The organism is Arenibacter catalasegens, from assembly GCF_002909235.1.
GTDB lineage: Bacteria > Bacteroidota > Bacteroidia > Flavobacteriales > Flavobacteriaceae > Arenibacter > Arenibacter catalasegens.
In genome coordinates, this window is record NZ_PHQQ01000005.1 from 53,844 (window position 1) to 73,927 (window position 20,084).

A 20,084-nucleotide genomic window follows, 5' to 3' on the forward strand; every position below is an offset into this window, starting at 1 on the left:
AAAATGGCAAATTACTTTAATACACTTTCATTAAGAGAACAACTTACCCAATTGGGAAAATGTAGGTTTATGGAATCTACTGAATTTTCTGATGGTGTATCCGCTTTAAAAGGGAAAAAAATTGTAATCGTAGGCTGTGGTGCACAGGGTCTTAACCAAGGTCTTAATATGCGCGATTCCGGATTGGATATTTCCTATACCCTTAGGGATGCTGCAATAAAGGAAAAAAGACAATCTTTTGTGAACGCAAGTGAAAACGGATTTAAGGTAGGTACTTATGAGGAACTTATCCCGACTGCTGATGTGGTTATCAACTTAACTCCGGACAAGCAGCATACAAGCGTAGTTTCTGCGGTTATGCCATTAATGAAAAAAGGAGCTACATTATCCTACTCACATGGTTTTAACATTGTGGAGGAAGGAATGCAGATTCGTGAGGATTTAACAGTTATCATGGTTGCACCAAAATGTCCAGGTTCTGAAGTACGTGAAGAATACAAAAGAGGTTTTGGAGTACCTACATTGATTGCTGTACACCCTAACAACGATCCGCAAGACAAAGGATTGGCCCAAGCCAAGGCCTATGCCGTTGCTACAGGAGGACATAAAGCCGGTGTTTTGGAGTCTTCTTTCGTTGCAGAAGTAAAATCTGACCTAATGGGAGAACAGACCATTCTTTGTGGATTGTTGCAAACCGGTTCTATTCTTTGTTTCGATAAAATGATTGAAAAGGGAATGGATGCTGGATATGCTTCCAAGCTTATTCAGTACGGATGGGAAACAGTTACTGAAGGTCTTAAATATGGAGGTATTACCCATATGATGGATCGCTTGTCCAACCCTGCAAAAATTAAGGCCTTTGAATTGTCAGAAGAATTAAAGGATATTATGCGTCCCCTTTTCCACAAGCATATGGACGATATCATGAGCGGTCATTTCTCCAAGACTATGATGGAGGACTGGGCCAATGATGATAAAAACCTATTGACCTGGAGAGCGGCAACTGGAGATACTGCATTCGAAAAAACTCCTGCTGGATCAGATAAAATTTCCGAACAAGAATTTTATGATCACGGTGTTTTAATGGTTGCAATGGTTAGAGCAGGTGTTGAATTGGCTTTTGAAGCCATGACAGAATCTGGAATTATTGCCGAATCTGCCTACTATGAATCACTTCATGAAACCCCATTGATAGCAAATACTATTGCTAGAAAGAAATTGTTCGAAATGAACAGGGTAATATCCGATACAGCGGAATACGGTTGCTATTTGTTTGATCACGCTTGTAAGCCGTTATTGGCCGATTTTATGAAAAACATAGACACAGACGTAATTGGAAAACATTTTGCCGATCAAAAACATTTAAGTGTTGATAACGCAAAACTAATTGCCGTTAACAAGGCATTACGCGAACATCCAGTAGAGATAGTAGGTTCAAGGTTGCGTGCTTCCATGACTGCTATGAAACCTATAGTATAATCAAGCGTCATTAATCTGAAGACCTGCCAAGTTTCTTGAACTCGGCAGGTCTTTGTTTATACAAACATATGAAACCATATTTTCCCAAATTGGAGGACATTAAGAAAGCTGCAGAAACCATTAGGCAAGTGGCGGATATTACCCCATTAATGCAGAGTATTAGATACTCCAAGGCCTACGACGCCAATATTCTATTGAAAAGGGAAGATTTACACAGGGTAAGAAGTTATAAGATCAGAGGTGCCTTCAATAAAATTAGTTCGCTTACCAAAGCTGAAACTGTAAATGGGGTTGTATGTGCCAGTGCAGGGAACCATGCCCAAGGAGTAGCATTCGCTTGTAATTACTTAGGTATACATGGCACTATATACATGCCCTCTGTTACTCCTAAGCAAAAGGTAGAACAGACCAAATTATTTGGCGGGGATTGGGTAACGGTGATACTCCAAGGCGATACCTTTGATGATTCCTCAGATGCTGCTAAAATTTTCTGTGCCGCTGAAAACAAAACCTATGTGCATCCTTTTGATGATCCCAAAATAATAGAAGGACAGGCTACCGTTGCCCTGGAAATACTGGATCAGGCAAAAAAACCTATAGATTACGTTTTTGTAGCTGTTGGTGGTGGCGGTTTGGCTTCGGGCCTTTGTGCCGTATTCAAAACCTTATCGCCCGATACAAAAATTATAGGTGTGGAGCCCGAGGGTGCCCCATCCATGAAGACTTCCATAGAAAAGGGAATGAATACCGAATTGGAACATATAGATAAATTTATTGATGGAGCAGCTGTAAAAAGAGTTGGCAATCTTACTTTTGATATCTGCAAGGAATATCTTTATGATATGGTCACTGTTCCCGAAGGCAAGGTTTGCCAGACCATTTTAGATCTTTATAACCGGGATGCCATTGTAGTAGAACCAGCTGGAGCATTGACCATCACCGTTTTGGATGATTTTAAGGAAGCCATTAGAGGCAAGAATGTGGTTTGTATAGTAAGTGGTAGTAATAACGATATTACGCGTACCGCTGAAATTAAGGAACGTGCTTTGTTGTACGGTAAATTAAAACATTATTTTATTGTGCGCTTTCCCCAAAGACCTGGTGCTTTAAAGGAGTTCGTTGTTGATATTTTGGGTCCCACTGATGATATTACCCATTTTGAATATTCAAAAAAATCGAGTAGGGAGAATGCTCCTGCCGTAGTTGGAATAGAATTGAAAAGTCCGGAAGATTTGGCACCATTGGTTAAGAGGATGAAAGACAACAACTTTTTTGGTGACTACATCAACGACAAGCCCGATTTATTTCAGTATTTAATATAATCACATTTCACATATTTTTTATGATTATGTAAGTAACGAAAGCCTTTTCGTGACCTTATTACATATATTCCATCAAATTTATAGAGAATTAAAATTCTTGTTTTATTAATTTAGTGGATTGGAAATTAATTTTAACCATTTCATTTTTCATAAAAAATCAACTATGGGTAAATCAACTATACCATCAGAATTTAAAATTAATGAGGTTATCCATCAAAAAACCTACTTGGTCAATGGAGAATTAAAAGCTTGGAACGGTAAAACTACCGAGGTATTCTCAACTATATCCAGCACGGACGAATATGAACCCACCTTATTGGGAAGTATACCGGACATGGAAGAAAAAGAAGCTTTGGAGGCTTTAGATGCAGCCTTGGCGGCCTATGACAAGGGTAAGGGCATCTGGCCTACGATGAGGGTAAAAGAGCGGATCGACTGCATGGAGATTTTTGTAAAGAAAATGCAGTCCAAAAGAGAAGAAATTGTAAAACTATTAATGTGGGAAATTGGGAAATCGCTCCCGGATTCAAAAAAAGAGTTCGATAGAACTGTAGAATATATTAATGACACCATTGAGGATTACAAGCAACTCGACAGGGATGCAGCCAAGTTTGAAAAGAATGATGGTGTATATGCCCATATTAGAAGGGGGCCACTAGGTGTAGTACTATGTCTAGGGCCTTACAACTATCCTTTGAACGAAACCTTTGCCTTACTTATTCCTGCCATAATCATGGGGAATACCACTATTTTCAAGCCTGCAAAACACGGTGTCTTATTGATTACGCCACTTTTGGAGGCATTTCAATCCAGTTTTCCTAAAGGCGTTGTCAATATAATTTTTGGAAGGGGTAGGGCAGTGGCTGCACCAATAATGCAGACAGGAAAAGTTGATGTTTTGGCATTGATAGGTAATAGTAAATCTGCCAATGCGCTACAAAACCAACATCCAAAGAGCAACAGACTTCGTTTAGTCCTTGGTTTGGAAGCTAAAAATCCGGCCATTATACTTCCTGATGCCGATTTGGACCTAACTATTAATGAATGTATTGCAGGTACTTTATCCTTTAACGGGCAACGTTGTACCGCTCTAAAAATAATTTATGTACACGAAGATATTGCAGATGAATTTAATAAAAGGTTTGCTGCAAAAGTAGACGCACTAAAATTCGGAAACCCTTGGGAAGAAGGGGTAAACTTAACGCCATTACCGGAACCCGGAAAACCTTCCTACATACAGGAATTAATTGATGATGCCAGGGAAAAAGGCGCTAAAATATTAAACAAAAAAGGAGGAACCCATTCCGAGAATTATATTTGGCCTGCGGTACTATATCCCGTAAATAAAGAAATGCGTGTCTATCAGGAGGAGCAATTTGGCCCCGTAATACCTATTGTAACCTTTAAAGATATTGAAGAGCCCTTGGATGATATGGCCGAGTCTAACTATGGGCAACAGGTAAGTTTGTTTGGCAAGGATGTATATGCTATAGCACCTTTAATTGATACCTTGGTAAACTTGGTTTGCCGGGTTAACTTAAACAGTTCCTGTCAACGTGGTCCCGATGTTTATCCATTTACAGGGCGAAAGGATTCTGCCCAAGCTACCTTAAGTGTCTATGATGCATTGCGTTCCTTTTCCATACGAACCTTTGTGGCCTTTAAAGACAACGAACTTAATAATGAAACTGTGGAGCAATTATTGGAGTCAAGATTGTCTAACTTTATTAGTACCGACTATATTTTGTAGCTGAGGAAACTATTGGTTAGCAACTTTTTTTCTAGAAGTTCAGAAAATTAAAGGCCCCACTTAATATTAAGTGGGGCCTTTTCCTTTTGCTACTCTATTTCTAGCTTCAAAAAGCTAATATGCTATTGATTTAGAAACAATATACCTTTAATGCCAGGTTCACCATTGCAATTTCAACATATATGACCTAACCCCTTAATTAATTTATCTATTTAATGAATATATTTCTGCTGAAGAATTGTCGTCAATGTTTTAAATAGTTCAGTGGGATTAAAAGGTTTGCAAATAAGGCCATCTATTCCGTATTCTCCCAATTGGTTCTTAATATCCATTCCCGTGGAGGCGGATAAGGCGTATATTGGCATGTACTTATTGTAAGGGTTATTCGATTCTCTTATGATTTTGCTTGCTTCAAAACCGTTCATAACTGGCATTTGAAGATCCATTAAAATCATATCGTAGTTATTCTCCATAGCCATATTGTAGGCTATAAGGCCATTTTCAGCAATATCAAAATCCACTTGCCATTTGAAAAGAAACTTCGCAATGACCATAATATTTACTTTGTTATCCTCGGCCACCAAAATCCTGGCCCCTTTCAAATTCTCTTGCAGATGTATACTGTTGACATCAAAGGCATATAAATCCTCCTGATGATCTGCCATAGTACTCTTTTGTAATTTCAGCTTAAAACTAAATGTGGAACCTTTTCCCACTTCACTTTCCAATTTTAAATCACTATCCATTAATTCTAGCAAGCGTTTGCAAATGGCCAACCCTAGCCCTGTACCCCCATACTTTCTAGTGGTATCTGAGTTAGCTTGAGCAAACGACAGGAATATTTTATCCCGTTTATCCTCAGGGATTCCAATTCCCGTATCAGATATAAAAAATTCCAAAACGCAATAATCATCTGTTACTTCCAAGGCTTCAATATCCACCGTTACCTTACCCTCCTCGGTAAATTTAATGGCATTGCTAACCAGATTGGTCAGAATTTGTGACAATCTTGTACTGTCACCTATAAACATTTTAGGAAGAGTTGTATCTGTCTTTACAAGAAGCCTAAGATCTTTATCCTTTGCCGTATTGTGAAATATACTCTGTAATCCTGTAAGGAGGTGCTTTAAACTAAAATCCCTTTCTTCAAGTTCTAAAAGGCCAGAGGCAATTTTGTTAAAATCCAAAATATCATTTACCAAACACAACAAGTGTTCCGAGGAATGCTTGAGGGCATTTAGATTTTCCAACTGTTCCTTATTGGGGTTTTCCAATAGCAACAAGTGGCTTATGCCTATAACCGCATTTAGCGGGGTTCGTATCTCGTGGGACATGGTGGTAAGAAAATCGTCTTTGGCTTTATTGGCCATAGACTCCTTTTCTTTGGCCTCAATCAAAGCTAATTCCGTTTCCTTTATCTTGGTTATGTCAACAATGGTACCAATGTAGCCTTCTATACTTCCATTTTCCGCCTTGATGACCTTTAAAGAAAAATCCAACCATTTGTGTTCCCCATCAGTGGTCTGGGATTTAAAACTTTTACTTATTGTCTTAAAATTAGGCTTCTTAAGATCTACTAGAGTCGTGTAGTCATTTCCTTTGTCATCCTTCAAGAAATGGTGAAACGGTTTTCCCAAACAGTCTACAACCTTAAATCCTGTCAACTTTTGCCAGGCGGGATTAAGATAGGACCAATTGCCTTTCAGGTCCATTTCAAAAATAACATCTTTAATATTACCCGCTACTTTCGAAAGTTGCCCGCTAATGGATTCTACACTATTTTTTAACTGCTGATTAGTTTGAAATAATTCTTGCGAACTTTTCTCCAAGACATTCTCCACTTGATCTAAATCACTGTCAAACGCCTTATATGCTTCATTAATTTGATACAATAGCGGAGCTATAAGGTTAAGACTACTATCGTCCAAGTCTACCTTTTTGAGCTGTCTTTTAAGTAATCTGTGGTAATTATTGATCATTCAGAAAACGTTGTTATGGTCATCGTTTGATTGTGTAGGGAACAGGGCGAAAATTTATCAAAGGGAGCTATCTCCCCGTAAGAATAAAATCCAGTCGTATATATATCATTATCAAACACTTCATTTACAGCCTCTACTTCTTCTTCCACCAATTGTTTCATGACTAGTCTACGGCCCACACAACTTATTAAAAATGCCAATTGATGTCGATTTTCCGTACTGTTCTTAGTAGTTATAGCAGATTGTTCGGCACCTCCAATAATTCTATCGATATTGGCCTTCATTAATCTTACATAAGAACCTTGGGGAATGTTTCCCGCGAAAGTAAGACTTCCGTCTTTTTCATCTATTCCTAAAATAGTCCTCACTACTGGTATTTGATTATCCTCATCCCTCATGCTCAAAGGAAATAAAAGTCCTGAACTAGGCAAATCCTTGGCCATGTCGCCCAAAAATGATTTATAGAGCTCCAATGCCGGTTGGCCGTCCAATTCGTAGAGGACATTATTTTCAGATTTCGTTACCAATCTTTCAATACCAAAACTGTCCCAACCTCCCTTGGATCCAAACCCTATTTTTAAATCAGGACCATATAGACCTAATGCAACTATCTTTTTGGATGCTATTTTACCCCCAGCAATTACAAAGGTGTTTTCAAAGTTTGAACAGTCTCCTGCCAATCCACCCGTAATACTTACGGTTTTATCTAGATCAGTATGCAAGCCTTTCACCAATTCCGCACCATTAACTATAAGTCCATCACTAAGAACAAAAATATGCCTCAAATCGGCAGCCTTTAATTGATTGCTAATGGCTTTTCCAGCCTCAAAACTATCCAGATTATGGGAAACCAAATCTACTTCTTCAATTCGAATTTTAGTCTTTTCAAACCTAACGGCCGTTAAGACAATAGTAGAATCCAGTACCTGATTTCCCAAAATCTCACCCGCTGTGGAACATCCGATCAAAATAGCATTTTCAAATTTTCGGGAAAGTCTTGCCACAAATTCTTCTGTACCAATAAACGAAGGTGAGGCGAAGAGAAAAAATACCTCAGGAATAAAATCCAAATCCAAATGGTCAAGGTCTTCTAGATGAAGTATTTTTTGCTGATATATTTCCATATGATAATTAATTGTAAGAAAAATACTAAAATATATGTAAGTATCATTTTAAAACTTTCCTATGACATCAACGGTTATTATCGGCAAATCGTATAGTTATTTAAAAATTTAAGGCCAATAAGGGCCGTTACTTTTGGGCCACTAATTAACTTTCTAAATATTAAATCTTTCCCAAAGAAACACATTATCCATGATGAAAGCGCACCCATTAAACTAAAGAGTATTACTTTTGCCGCTTTTTTTACTGGATATAATTGCATATAAATAGGATAATTCTCCATAGCAATGTGAAAATACCTTCTAGTAATTTTGTAGCTGTAATAATTCATTAAATAATAATATTATGAGTATGGACAAATCAAACAAAAAAGCACTTATTGCCCTAGGGGTAGGAGGCTTTGGTATAGGTATGACCGAATTTGTAATTATGGGTATTTTACCTGATGTGGCAAGTTCCCTTGAAATAACTATTCCACAAGCCGGTCATTTCATTTCCGCCTATGCCCTTGGCGTTGTTGTTGGCGCACCAACCTTTACTGCTTTAAGCGGAAAATGGCCAGCACATAAAGTGCTGTTATATCTTATGATATGGTTTACTGCCTTCAATACGCTCTCCGCTTTTTCCTCAAGTTATACCACATTAATGATTTCAAGGTTCCTATCGGGATTACCACATGGAGCATTTTTTGGAATTGGTGCGGTAGTGGCTGGAAAACTAGCAAAGGAAGGAAAAGCGGCCCAAGCTATTGCCACTATGTTTGCAGGGCTCACCATAGCCAATGTAATAGGAGTACCTATAGGCACGTATCTGGGACACCACTATAACTGGAACCTATCTTTTCTATTGGTAGGGATTGTTGGTGTTATAGCAATGTTAAGCATCTACTTTTGGATTCCAAAAATGGAAAAATCCTCTTCCGAAGGGTTTATTCAGGATTTAAAAGTTTTTAAACGAGTTGAAATATGGCTGCTTATATTACTTACCACCGTCGGTACAGGAGGATTCTTTGCATGGTACAGTTATATTGCACCACTTTTGACCAATGTATCAGGACATACTGAAAGTATGGTAAGTTATGCCATGATATTGGCAGGTATGGGTATGGTGTTCGGTAACTTTATTGGCGCCAAAATGGCTGAGATATTTAGCCCATTGAGAGCAGTGATCATCAGTCTATCCTTAATGGTTATGGTACTGGTAATCAATTCAATGGTAGCGGCAAATCCAGTAGCCATTCTAATTTTGACTTTTATAATTGGAATCGTTTCCTTTATGGTAGGAACCCCCATTCAATTGGCTATAATTAAAGCATCCAAAGGCTCAGAAATGCTGGGATCTTCCATGAATCAAAGTGCCTTTAATATGGGTAATGCATCCGGTGCATTCTTTGCCGGATTGCCTATTGCCATGGGATATGGTTTTACATCCGCCAGTTTGGTCGGTGCGGTTATGGCAGGAACCGGTATAATTATTGCGGTCTTGATAATAGTTTTTTCCAAGAGTAGAGCTGTTAACACCAAAAGAAAAATGGCGTTTAACTCCTAATTGAAATCTTTAGCTTAAAACCTGATTGGATATAAAAATCCCCTATAATGAAAGTCATTATAGGGGATTTTTTTAGTTGATAATTGAATAGCCAATTAGATAAGCAACGGTTTAAAAGTTATCCATTAAATGTGCGCTGCCAACCAATCACCTATTTCACTAGTTTTATAAGCTTTACCACCTTCTGATAAATCTTCTGAAACCACTCCTTCTGCCAAGGACTTGTTTACTACATCCCTGATAGCTTGGGCTTCTTCTTTTAAATCGAAATCCTCGAACATCATAGCTGCTGAAAGTACAGTGGCCAGTGGGTTGGCAATATCTTTTCCTGCAGCCTGTGGATAAGATCCGTGAATAGGCTCATATAATCTAACTTTGTTTCCCACGGAAGCCGATGGCATTAACCCCATAGATCCTGATATTACAGAAGCCTCATCCGTTAAAATATCTCCAAAAAGATTTTCAGTGATAATAACGTCATAGGAACTTGGCCACTGTACCAATCTCATTGCAACTGCATCAACAAATTCATAGGAAACCGTAACTTCAGGATAATCCTTTTCCATAGCTTGTACCGTTTCTCTCCATAATCTGGAAGATTCCAAAACGTTGGCTTTATCTACACAACATAGTTTCTTTGATCTGGTCATAGCCAATTCAAAACCCTTCTTGGCCAATCGTGTAATTTCAGCCCTAGTATAGGTACAAGTATCGTAGGCCGTATTTCCATTATCTTCCCTACCTCTTTTACCAAAATAGATTCCTCCTGTAAGTTCCCTTAAAATAATCAAATCCGTTCCCTCAATGCGCTCTCGTTTTAAAGGGGATTTATCTATTAGTGAAGGAAAAGTAAAGGTGGGTCTAACATTGGCAAACAGACCCAATTTTTGACGCATTTTTAATAACCCCTGTTCTGGACGCACTTTGGCAGAGGGGTCATTGTCGAATCTTGGATGCCCAATGGCACCGAATAAAACGGCATCTGCTGCTTCACAAATGGCATGGGTTTCGTCAGGGTAAGGTTCTCCTACAGCATCAATAGCTGCAGCACCGGTAAGTGCCGGGGTCCAATTAATCTCATGATTATATTTTTTGGCTATCGCATTGGATACTTTTACGGCCTGATCTATTACTTCAGGTCCAATTCCATCTCCTGCTAAAAGGGCAATTTTTAATTTCATTTATTTTTGCTTTTTGCCAAACGCTTTTCGACTGGCATGGTTAAAATTGTTTGTGTTTCTCTTGGATTATTATATTCAACATTTTCTCGGTTGCCTTAATGGCCGAGACCGTTTGATCGGAGTCCAGCCCCCTAGAAATAAATTCTTTTTCATCGCTTTTCCATGTTATAATGGTTTCGCAAAGGGCGTCCGAATTACTACCTGGTGGAATTCGCACTGCGTAGTCTATCAAAATGGGCAATTCCATTTTTTTGGATTTATATACTTTTCTCAACGCATTCATAAAGGCATCATATTGCCCATCACCTTGGGCGTGTTCCTCTATGAGTTCTCCATTAATTTCAAGAGCTAGGGTAGTGGATGGCTTTAATCCCTTGGAATGGGTAAGCACATAAGATTTTACAAAAACTTTCTGATGGTAGGTATCGCTATCCAATACATCGGAAATAATATAAGGCAAGTCCTCTTTGGTGACCTTTTCCTTTTTATCTCCCAACTCAATTATACGGGCAGTGACCTTTTTTAATTCATCGTCGTTAAGCGTTAATCCAAGTTCCTGTAAATTCTTTTGAATATTGGCTTTGCCCGATGTCTTACCTAAGGCATATTTACGTTTTCTACCAAAACGCTCCGGCATTAAATCGTTAAAGTATAGATTCTTCTTGCTATCCCCATCCGCATGAATTCCAGCAGTTTGGGTAAAAACATTATCTCCCACAATAGGCTTATTGGCAGGAATTCCAAATCCTGTAAAAGCAGACACCAACTTACTAACTTTATACAGGGAAGATTCGTTTACCATCACCTCTATTTCGGGCATAAAATCATTAATTACCGCAATAGCGCTGGCCATTGGAGCATTTCCTGCTCTCTCACCCATGCCATTTACGGTTAAATGAAGTCCATGGCAACCTGCTTTTAAAGCTTCCATAACATTGGAAACGCTTAGGTCATAATCGTTATGACCATGGAAATCAAAATGCATCTTTGGATAACGTTGAACTATTTCAGATATATAACCGTAAGTCTCGTTATATGTCAAGATTCCCAGAGTATCCGGTAATAATACTCTTTTTATAGGTTGTGTAAACAAAAAATCCAAAAATTGAAAAACGTATTCCTTGGAATTTCGCATACCATTGCTCCAGTCTTCCAAATACACATTGGTAACAATCCCTTCTTTGGCCGCCGAGGCTATCGTATTTTCGATTTCCTTAAAATGTTGTTCGGGAGTTTTTTTAAGTTGATGCGTTAAATGGTTCATAGAACCTTTCGTTAAAAGATTCTGGACTTTGGCACCGGATTTTTTCATCCAATCAATAGAAACACCCCCGTCAACGAAAGTCAAAACCTCAACGCGGTCTAAATACCCTTTTGTAATGGCCCATTCGGTAATCTGTTGCACAGCGGAAAGTTCTCCCTCCGATACCCTGGCAGAAGCAACTTCAATTCTATCTACATTCAACTCGTCCAACAATAACTTCGCCAAGGTAAGTTTTTCAGATGCTGAAAAGGACACTCCAGAGGTTTGTTCCCCATCCCTAAGGGTAGTGTCCATAATTTCAATTTTTCTTCTTTTCATTTATGCAGAACTAGTAACCGTATCACTATTGTCTAATAACTTAAAAAATAAACTCCCACAGAGGCATAGCAAGAAGAAGGGTAAGTTGCATGAAACACTTCGCTAGATTTATGGGAACCCAAATAATTTATAATGGAGTATCTTGGGCAAATTCCCTAATATTCTCTTTTATGTTCAATAGGTAGTCAATATCATCAAAACCATTAAGCATATTGTCTTTCTTATAATGGTTGATGTCAAAGCTTTCCACCTCACCTGTAGTCGATAAGGTAATAGTCTGTTCTGACAAGTTTACCACCAATTCTGTTTTTGGATCTGCTTCAATGGCAGTAAATATTCTTTCCAAAAATGGGGCACTCACCTGAACCGGTAATACTCCAATATTCAAACAGTTATTTTTAAAAATATCTGCAAAAAAACTGGATACTACACACCTAAATCCATAGTCATAGACCGCCCAAGCAGCATGCTCCCTAGAAGAGCCCGATCCAAAATTCTTAGCTCCCACCAAAATCTTACCACTATAGGTAGGATCATTTAAAACGAAATCTTTTTTTGGACTGTTATCAGGATTATAACGCCAATCTCGGAACAAGTTGTCACCAAAACCTTTACGCTCTGTTGCTTTAAGAAATCGAGCTGGTATAATTTGATCCGTATCCACATTTTCTATGGGAAGTGGAACGCCAGTTGTTTTAAGTATATTAAATTTATCGTATGCCATGTTATTTATACTTATGTGCTTAGCGCTCAGCGCAAAACGAAAATTAAACTTTATTTTTTATTACTATGATTATTGGGACTTATTCAACCTTATCCAGATTTACTCCAAAGGAGTATCACTTAAAGTCCAACGATTTTTGAAATGTGCATAAAGTACTTTATGCACTAAACCAATTCTTGCATCAACTCCCTTGGATCCGTTACCTTTCCAGTAACGGCAGCCGCTGCAGCTACCAGTGGACTGGCCAAGAGTGTTCTAGACCCAGGACCTTGTCTACCTTCAAAGTTACGGTTCGAGGTACTAACTGCATATTTCCCTGCAGGTACCTTATCATCATTCATAGCCAAACATGCCGAACATCCAGGCTCTCTTAATTCAAAACCTGCCTCGTGCAAAATGTCCAAAATACCTTCTTCCTTGATAGCTGATTCCACTTTATGCGATCCTGGCACCAACCAAGCCGTAACATTATCTGCTTTTTTTCTGCCTTTTACAATGGAAGCGAAGGCTCTAAAGTCTTCAATACGTCCATTGGTACAACTTCCCAAGAACACAAAATCGATTGGCTTGCCAATCATATTATCACCTTCACTGAACGCCATATATTGAAGGGACTTTTTGTAAGTTGCAACACCTCCTTCTACAGCTTCGGCCATGGGAATACCATTGGAAATTCCGATACCCATTCCAGGATTGGTTCCGTAGGTAATCATCGGTTCTATATCTGCAGCATCAAAATTTAATTCCTTGTCAAAAGTCGCTCCCTCATCCGTTTTAAGTGTTTCCCAGTATTCCATGGCGGTATCCAAGGCTGAACCAACCGGAGTAAATTCACGTCCTTGAATATAATCGAAAGTTTTTTCGTCAGGAGCTATCATCCCTCCACGGGCACCCATCTCAATACTTAAGTTACAAACTGTCATCCTGCCTTCCATGGTCATGTTCGTGAACACATCTCCGGCATATTCTACAAAGTATCCTGTAGCACCAGAAGTAGTCAGTTTGGAAATTACATATAAAGCCACATCTTTTGGAGTAACACCTATGCTAAGTTTGCCATTTACATTAATACGCATCGATTTGGCTTTCTGCTGCATTATACATTGGGTAGCCAAAACCATCTCTACCTCAGAAGTTCCGATACCAAAGGCGATAGCACCAAATGCACCATGGGTAGAGGTATGTGAATCACCACAAACTATAGTAGCCCCTGGCTGCGTAATTCCATATTCAGGACCTACAACGTGAACAATACCATTTTTTTCATGCCCAAGTCCCCAATAGGATATTCCATGCGCCGTCGAGTTCTCTTCCAACGCTTTCAACTGATTGGCGGAAAGAGGATCCTTAATCGGTAAATGCTGGTTAATTGTCGGGGTATTATGGTCTGCCGTGGCAAAAGTACGCTCTGGGTACATTACTGGAATACCCCTACTTTTTAAGCCTAGAAATGCTACCGGACTGGTTACTTCATGAACCAGATGCCGGTCAATAAACAATACATCCGGACCATTTTCGATTTTATGAACAACGTGGGAATCCCACACTTTATCAAATAACGTTTTTTTCATTTTATAGGGTTATGATTTATGATCTTAGATTTCTGATTTATAAAAGGGCTTATTGCCCACTTTTTCACTAGCATACAAAATTAAGACTATCTTATAAATCATTGAAATTATTATAACAATAATTACGATGTTCAACATAAATGTTGCGGAATGTTTCGAATATAACCTATCATAGGATACAAGTGATCTATGATGGGTTATTCCTACATAATCCATTATAATTTACAAACCAACCTAGCACTAAAAAATTTCCGTAATTGGAACAAAAAAAAGGTGGCTGAATTAGCTTCAGCCACCTTTTTTTAATCTACGTTCTAAACCTAATGTAAATTTATTCTACTTAACTGCCTTATCTACCTTTAGGCGAGCATCCCTATTTGCTATTTCCCAAGCCGTAAAGAACACCAACCTGGTTCTATTTTGAAGAAGGTCATAATTTATTTTGTCCGGAGTATCTCCCGGTTGGTGATAATCGGCATGAGTTCCGTTAAAATAGAAAATTATAGGAATATTATTTTTAGCAAAATTGTAGTGATCACTTCTGTAATAAAAACGGTTGGGGTCATTTTCATCATTAAAGGTATAATCCAATTCAATATTCATATATTTTTTGTTCACCTCTTCTGATAATTCATGAAGTTCCGTACTCAATTTATCCGAACCAATTAAATAGATATAATTCCTATCTCCTTTACGCTTGGGATCTATTCTACCTATCATATCAATATTTAAATCGGCAACAGTTTGGGACAAAGGAAAAATGGGATCATGATCAGCATAGTATTTAGAACCCAGAAGCCCTTTTTCCTCACCTGTTACATGCAGGAAAACGACAGATCTTTTGGGGCCATGGCCTTCATCTGCTGCTTTTTTAAAGGCTTCTGCAATCTCCAAGAGTCCAACCGTACCAGAACCATCATCATCCGCCCCGTTAAAAATCTCACCTGCATCATTTACCCCAACATGATCAAGATGCGCTGAAATAATAACATACTCATTTGGCTTTTCGGAACCTTTAATCACGGCCACTACATTCTCCGAATCCACTTCTTTGCTATCGCTTTCAATATTCAAAACCAATTTAGCGGCAACGTTTTTAGAGGTATTTTCCGATAAAATATTGGGAAGGATAGCGTTCGCCACCATGGCATCAATAAAAAAGTTAAAAAAATCAGCTTCCACTTCGTCCTTTAAGACCATACTGCCGCCATCATTACCTTGCATAAAATTGAACCTATTTTTGAAACGACCATAGTTAGCCGCATCAAAATACAGAACTCCAATAGCGCCTTTGCTAGATGCCAATTCCATTCTTTTCCCAATAGATTCGGACATATTGCTCCAAACAGACTTTTCATTGGTGCCAGATAATTTATAAGTGCCATCTGCATTAACAGGTTCCCCTGCTTTCATCAATACAATTTTCCCCTTTACATCGATCTCGGCATAATCCGAATAGTTTGCTTCTTCCACACCATTATTTACATATGCAATATTATCATAACTTCCATTGGCTGCGGAAAAGGTTAACAAACCATCACCATTTTCAATTTTCTTACCATTAATGGTAACACTACCCTTTGGCAGGTGATTAACAACCAATGGAACATTCTGAAAGTAATTGCCATCAGATTGGGCGGCTGGAATTCCCAGTTGCACATATTCTGCCATTAAATACTCCACTGCTTTCTTTTGTCCTGGCTCTCCCGTATCCCTACCTTCAAATTCATCAGAGGCGTAGGTATAAAGATGTTCCTTTAATTCCGCTTCTGTAATGGATTCAGCATAAACCTGAGGATTTGCAACGGCTTTTACTGGTTCCGTCTGTTGGGAAATGGTTTTTTGCGATGAGTTGCAGGCCAAAGAAAGCCCTAACGCAACAAACAGTATTTTTTTCATTGAGTAACGTTTAATGATTTCAGAATTTTCAAAAATAGGGAAATCCTAAAGAAACAATCTTACTATTTTTATAAAACTGTGAGCCGTATTGCCAGTACTCTATTTTATTTTGTTTAAATAGTTCAGCAATACATAATAATAATCAGGAACATAGAATTTGCTTACGTTTTAATTTTAACCCGAATAAAATATTATGTTGGCATTTATTATGGACGTAGACCTTAAATTAGTCAATATTCTCTCAAGTTTGGCTAATATTGCTTTATTGAAAGAGATGTGATTTTCTTAAATTTGTAATTCATTAAAAATAATAGCTATGCAAATAAAATGGGAAGGCGTTATGCCAGCAGTGACCACCAAATTCACGGCAGAAGATGAATTGGATTTAAAAATGTTCGAGGTTAATATTCGGGCACAGATGGAGGCTGGGGTCAACGCAATAATTTTAGGTGGTACCCTAGGTGAAGCTAGCACTTTAACCGACGACGAAAAAAGAATCCTTATTCAGGAGACGGTAAAGATTGTTGATGGAAACATTCCTGTAATCATAAATATTGCGGAACAAACTACCAAAGGGGCTATCGAAGCAGCCTTTAAAGCCGAACAATACGGGGCCAGTGGACTAATGATGCTTCCCCCAATGCGTTATAAGGCCAATGATTTTGAAACAATAACCTATTTTAGGTCAGTGGCCAAAAGCACTGATTTACCCATTATGGTCTATAATAACCCCATAGATTACGGAATAGAAGTAACCCTGGATATGTTTGAAGAGTTATTGACTATGGATAATATTCAGGCCGTTAAGGAATCTACTCGTGATATCTCAAATATTACTAGAATTAAAAATCGATTTGGCAATCGCTTAAAGGTTTTTACAGGGGTTGACACCTTAGGATTAGAAAGTATCCTTATGGGTGCAGACGGCTGGGTAGCTGGTTTGGTCTGTGCCTTTCCTGCAGAAACTGTGGCTATACATAACTTGGCCAAAGCTGGAAAAATTAAGGAAGCCCTTGCCATTTACAGATGGTTTTTGCCTTTATTGGAATTGGACATCAACCCCCAATTGGTCCAAAATATAAAATTGGCCGAAGTAGCTACAGGAATTGGAACAGAACAAGTTAGGGCTCCCAGACTACCCCTTCAAGGAGAGGAAAGAGAAAGGGTCTTAAAAATTATTGAAGAAGGGATGAAGACAAGACCAACCCTTCCTAATTATAAGACAGAATTGGTTTAACCTAAAAGTAACTGGGAAAAACCAGCTAAAGTGTTACTTTAGTGGAGAAAATACTAGCTCATTTAGAGCACATAATTATAACATATATTCATAATGATTACAGGGAAAAACTATATTGGAGTAGATACATCGGCTAAGAACAGTAGAACGTATTCAACCTTCAATCCAAAGTTAAATAAACCAACGGAATGGACTTTCCATGAAGCCTCACAAGAAGAGGTAAATGCTGCGGTAGAAAAAGCGGCAGCGGCATTTGAAATATATCGCACTTTTTCCGACAGCAAAAAAGCAACGTTTTTAAAGGCCATTGCCACCGAAATTGAAGCCTTGGGAGATGAATTGATATCAGTTTTTGTCCAGGAATCAGGATTACCAGAGGGTAGGGCCAAAGGGGAGCGTGGGCGGACCATGGGTCAGCTACGTGCTTTTGCCACTTTATTGGAAGAGGGATCTTGGGTAGAGGCTACTATTGATACTGCTAAGCCGGACAGGGAGCCATTACCCAAGGTAGACCTTAGAAAAATGTTACTTCCTATTGGGCCCATTGCCGTATTTGGTGCCAGCAATTTCCCATTAGCGTTTTCTACCGCTGGGGGAGACACAGCTAGCGCTCTTGCTGCAGGATGTCCCGTTATTGTAAAAAGTCACCCTATGCATGCCGGAACAGGAGAATTGGTAGCCTCTGCTATTGCAGAAGCGGCTAAAAAGACAGGAATGCCCGATGGCGTTTTTTCCAACCTAAACAGTAGTGATTTGGAGGTAGGACAACTACTAACCATGCATCCCAAGGTAAAAGGCGTTGGTTTCACGGGAAGTACCAATGGGGGAATGGCCCTCTATAGATTGGCTACCCAAAGAAAAGAGCCAATTCCAGTTTTTGCCGAGATGGGCAGTATTAATCCTGTAATAGTGCTACCATCTGCCTTGGAACAAAAAGGGTCCGAATGGGCGGCCCAATACGCAGGGTCCATTGTGTTGGGAGCGGGGCAATTTTGCACCAACCCAGGGCTTATTCTAGGCATAAAAGGACCATCCATGGATAATTTTGTAACAGCTTTAGGTTCTGAAATAGAAAAACTGGAACCTACTTGTATGTTACATCCCAACATACATGAAGGTTACGAAAAAGGGAAAAAAGAATTGTCTTCCCAACCAAAGACTGCAGAAGTAGCTTCGTATAATGGCAATGTAGCTCCTAATTTTGCACAACAGAAGGTATTAACCGTATCCGCAGAAGATTTTTTAGCCAACCCCGTTTTACATAGAGAGGTTTTTGGACCATTTTCAATCGTAGTACAATGCAAGAATAAAAAAGAGTTGGCAACTGTGACCCAAGAATTGGAAGGGCAATTGACAGGAACTATTTTAGGAACAGAAACCGAAATAAAAACTTACGGAGAGGTAGTTAGTGCCCTGGTGAATAGGGTAGGGCGTATAATTTTTAATGGAGTACCTACAGGAGTAGAAGTTTGTCCGTCCATGATGCATGGAGGTCCTTTCCCTTCCACAACCGATAGTAGATTCACCTCTGTGGGAACCTCAGCCATAAGACGATGGGTACGGCCAGTCTCTTTTCAAAGTTGGCCCCAAGAATTGTTGCCTGAGGCCTTGAAAGATATTAATCCTTTAAAAATAATGCGTCTCCTAAACGGAGAGCATAGCAAACAGAAGATATAGATTAATGGCCAGAAAGACCTTTTTTTGCGTGGATGCCCATACTTGCGGTAATCCCGTTAGGGTGGTTGCCGGGGGAGGGCCTAATTTATTAGGCAATAACATGAGCGAAAAGCGCCAACATTTCCTAAAAGAGTTCGATTGGATTCGGAAAGGATTAATGTTTGAACCGCGCGGACATGATATGATGAGCGGCAGTATTTTTTACCCGCCTTCCGACCCTGAAAACGATTTTGGCATCCTTTTTATAGAAACAAGTGGTTGTCTTCCCATGTGCGGACATGGAACGATCGGCGCCATAACCATTGGGATTGAGGAGGGTTTACTCTCCCCTAAGGTACCGGGCAAGATCCGTATGGAAACCCCTGCGGGTTTGGTGAAGATCCAATACCAGCAGACTGGAAAAAAAGTGGATTGGGTAAAATTGACTAATGTCAAATCCTATTTGGCTGCCTCAGAACTCACCATAAATTGTACGGATCTAGGGGAACTAATTTTCGATGTTTCCTATGGGGGCAACTATTATGCAATCTTTGATCCCCAAAAAAATTTCAAGGGCATTCAGGAATATTCCGCGAGTAAATTGATACAATACAGTCAAGAAATTAGAGAAAGGATCAATCTAAAATACCCTGATTACTTTATCCATCCAGAGGATACTACTATCAACGGCGTTAGCCACATCCTTTGGACAGGCAGTACTATATCCCCAGAGGCCACAGCAAGAAATGCCGTTTTCTATGGGGACAAGGCTATAGATAGATCACCCTGCGGCACAGGTACTTCAGCGCGAATGGCGCAATGGCACGCCAAGGGCAAATTAGGGGTAGGAGTAGATTTTATTCACGAAAGTTTTATTGGATCTCAATTTATAGGACAGGTGGAAGAAGAAACTAGGTTGTCCGGCAAGATGGCCATAATCCCAAGTATACAAGGGTGGGCCCAGGTCTACGGGTACAACAATATCATTATAGACGATGATGATCCTTATGCACACGGATTTCAGGTAATTTAGT

Annotated in this window: 14 protein-coding genes; 7 read left to right on the forward strand and 7 right to left on the reverse strand. The window is 39.2% G+C overall.

Features of this window, described 5'->3' with window-relative positions; translation table 11 throughout:
* Positions 1 to 3 precede the first annotated feature (3 nt).
* The 3 genes from ilvC (at position 4) to CWD90_RS05810 (ending at position 4,551) form a co-directional block, all read left to right on the forward strand.
* On the forward strand, positions 4 to 1,479 hold the full coding sequence (gene ilvC / locus CWD90_RS05800) for a ketol-acid reductoisomerase (protein WP_103474992.1): 1,476 nt from the start codon (positions 4 to 6) through the stop codon (positions 1,477 to 1,479).
* A gap of 68 nt (positions 1,480 to 1,547) precedes the next feature.
* Positions 1,548 to 2,801, forward strand: a complete 1,254-nt coding sequence (gene ilvA, locus CWD90_RS05805; protein ID WP_103474993.1) for a threonine ammonia-lyase IlvA — start codon at positions 1,548 to 1,550, stop codon at positions 2,799 to 2,801.
* 163 nt (positions 2,802 to 2,964) lie between these two features.
* Positions 2,965 to 4,551 carry an NADP-dependent glyceraldehyde-3-phosphate dehydrogenase gene (locus CWD90_RS05810; RefSeq protein ID WP_103474994.1) on the forward strand — a complete coding sequence of 529 codons (1,587 nt, stop codon included), beginning with the start codon at positions 2,965 to 2,967 and terminating at the stop codon, positions 4,549 to 4,551.
* A 212-nt stretch (positions 4,552 to 4,763) separates the two neighbouring features.
* Here the strand turns inward: CWD90_RS05810 and CWD90_RS05815 are convergent, their stop codons facing one another.
* Together CWD90_RS05815 and CWD90_RS05820 are read right to left on the reverse strand one after the other, a co-directional pair.
* Positions 4,764 to 6,530 (reverse strand): PAS domain-containing hybrid sensor histidine kinase/response regulator, encoded by a 1,767-nt coding sequence (locus CWD90_RS05815; protein WP_103474995.1) that lies wholly within the window; start codon positions 6,528 to 6,530, stop codon positions 4,764 to 4,766.
* Positions 6,527 to 7,654 carry an FIST signal transduction protein gene (locus CWD90_RS05820; protein WP_103474996.1) on the reverse strand — a complete coding sequence of 376 codons (1,128 nt, stop codon included), beginning with the start codon at positions 7,652 to 7,654 and terminating at the stop codon, positions 6,527 to 6,529. The genes CWD90_RS05815 and CWD90_RS05820 overlap by 4 nt, the downstream gene beginning before the upstream one ends.
* Before the next feature lie 349 nt (positions 7,655 to 8,003).
* On the opposite strand from CWD90_RS05820, the gene CWD90_RS05830 reads away from it, so the two are divergent.
* Positions 8,004 to 9,200 (forward strand): MFS transporter, encoded by a 1,197-nt coding sequence (locus CWD90_RS05830; protein ID WP_157941167.1) that lies wholly within the window; start codon positions 8,004 to 8,006, stop codon positions 9,198 to 9,200.
* Positions 9,201 to 9,325: 125 nt separating this feature from the next.
* Here CWD90_RS05830 and leuB read toward each other — a convergent pair whose 3' ends face one another.
* The 5 genes from leuB to CWD90_RS05855 all read right to left on the reverse strand — a co-directional run bounded on the left by leuB (position 9,326) and on the right by CWD90_RS05855 (position 16,157).
* Positions 9,326 to 10,381, reverse strand: a complete 1,056-nt coding sequence (leuB, locus tag CWD90_RS05835) for a 3-isopropylmalate dehydrogenase (RefSeq protein WP_103474999.1) — start codon at positions 10,379 to 10,381, stop codon at positions 9,326 to 9,328.
* Positions 10,382 to 10,421: 40 nt separating this feature from the next.
* On the reverse strand, positions 10,422 to 11,963 hold the full coding sequence (locus CWD90_RS05840; RefSeq protein WP_103475000.1) for an alpha-isopropylmalate synthase regulatory domain-containing protein: 1,542 nt from the start codon (positions 11,961 to 11,963) through the stop codon (positions 10,422 to 10,424).
* 127 nt (positions 11,964 to 12,090) lie between these two features.
* Positions 12,091 to 12,687, reverse strand: a complete 597-nt coding sequence (gene leuD / locus CWD90_RS05845) for a 3-isopropylmalate dehydratase small subunit (protein ID WP_103475001.1) — start codon at positions 12,685 to 12,687, stop codon at positions 12,091 to 12,093.
* Between the two features lie 164 nt (positions 12,688 to 12,851).
* Positions 12,852 to 14,258, reverse strand: a complete 1,407-nt coding sequence (gene leuC / locus CWD90_RS05850) for a 3-isopropylmalate dehydratase large subunit (RefSeq protein ID WP_103475002.1) — start codon at positions 14,256 to 14,258, stop codon at positions 12,852 to 12,854.
* A gap of 336 nt (positions 14,259 to 14,594) precedes the next feature.
* Complete coding sequence (locus CWD90_RS05855; protein WP_103475003.1) at positions 14,595 to 16,157, reverse strand: M28 family peptidase; 1,563 nt, start codon at positions 16,155 to 16,157, stop codon at positions 14,595 to 14,597.
* 316 nt (positions 16,158 to 16,473) lie between these two features.
* Here CWD90_RS05855 and CWD90_RS05860 point away from each other — a divergent pair, with 316 nt between their 5' ends.
* The 3 genes from CWD90_RS05860 (at position 16,474) to CWD90_RS05870 (ending at position 20,083) form a co-directional block, all read left to right on the forward strand.
* Positions 16,474 to 17,394 (forward strand): dihydrodipicolinate synthase family protein, encoded by a 921-nt coding sequence (locus CWD90_RS05860; RefSeq protein ID WP_103475004.1) that lies wholly within the window; start codon positions 16,474 to 16,476, stop codon positions 17,392 to 17,394.
* Between the two features lie 93 nt (positions 17,395 to 17,487).
* Positions 17,488 to 19,071: an aldehyde dehydrogenase (NADP(+)) gene (locus CWD90_RS05865; protein WP_103475005.1), complete on the forward strand. Its 1,584-nt coding sequence runs from the start codon at positions 17,488 to 17,490 to the stop codon at positions 19,069 to 19,071.
* 4 nt (positions 19,072 to 19,075) lie between these two features.
* Positions 19,076 to 20,083, forward strand: coding sequence for a 4-hydroxyproline epimerase (locus CWD90_RS05870; RefSeq protein ID WP_103475006.1), 1,008 nt, complete (start codon positions 19,076 to 19,078; stop codon positions 20,081 to 20,083).
* Position 20,084: the final 1 nt, after the last annotated feature.

Excerpts from the sequence above, each read along its gene's own strand:
- CWD90_RS05810 (WP_103474994.1), top strand. The coding sequence starts at position 2,965 with ATGGGTAAATCAACTATACCATCAGAATTTAAAATTAATGAGGTTATC.
- CWD90_RS05815 (WP_103474995.1), bottom strand. The coding sequence starts at position 6,530 with ATGATCAATAATTACCACAGATTACTTAAAAGACAGCTCAAAAAGGTA.
- CWD90_RS05865 (WP_103475005.1), top strand. The coding sequence starts at position 17,488 with ATGATTACAGGGAAAAACTATATTGGAGTAGATACATCGGCTAAGAAC.
- CWD90_RS05840 (WP_103475000.1), bottom strand. The coding sequence starts at position 11,963 with ATGAAAAGAAGAAAAATTGAAATTATGGACACTACCCTTAGGGATGGG.
- CWD90_RS05830 (WP_157941167.1), top strand. The coding sequence starts at position 8,004 with ATGGACAAATCAAACAAAAAAGCACTTATTGCCCTAGGGGTAGGAGGC.
- ilvA (WP_103474993.1), top strand. The coding sequence starts at position 1,548 with ATGAAACCATATTTTCCCAAATTGGAGGACATTAAGAAAGCTGCAGAA.
- CWD90_RS05855 (WP_103475003.1), bottom strand. The coding sequence starts at position 16,157 with ATGAAAAAAATACTGTTTGTTGCGTTAGGGCTTTCTTTGGCCTGCAAC.
- ilvC (WP_103474992.1), top strand. The coding sequence starts at position 4 with ATGGCAAATTACTTTAATACACTTTCATTAAGAGAACAACTTACCCAA.
- leuC (WP_103475002.1), bottom strand. The coding sequence starts at position 14,258 with ATGAAAAAAACGTTATTTGATAAAGTGTGGGATTCCCACGTTGTTCAT.
- CWD90_RS05870 (WP_103475006.1), top strand. The coding sequence starts at position 19,076 with ATGGCCAGAAAGACCTTTTTTTGCGTGGATGCCCATACTTGCGGTAAT.
- leuD (WP_103475001.1), bottom strand. The coding sequence starts at position 12,687 with ATGGCATACGATAAATTTAATATACTTAAAACAACTGGCGTTCCACTT.
- CWD90_RS05860 (WP_103475004.1), top strand. The coding sequence starts at position 16,474 with ATGCAAATAAAATGGGAAGGCGTTATGCCAGCAGTGACCACCAAATTC.
- leuB (WP_103474999.1), bottom strand. The coding sequence starts at position 10,381 with ATGAAATTAAAAATTGCCCTTTTAGCAGGAGATGGAATTGGACCTGAA.
- CWD90_RS05820 (WP_103474996.1), bottom strand. The coding sequence starts at position 7,654 with ATGGAAATATATCAGCAAAAAATACTTCATCTAGAAGACCTTGACCAT.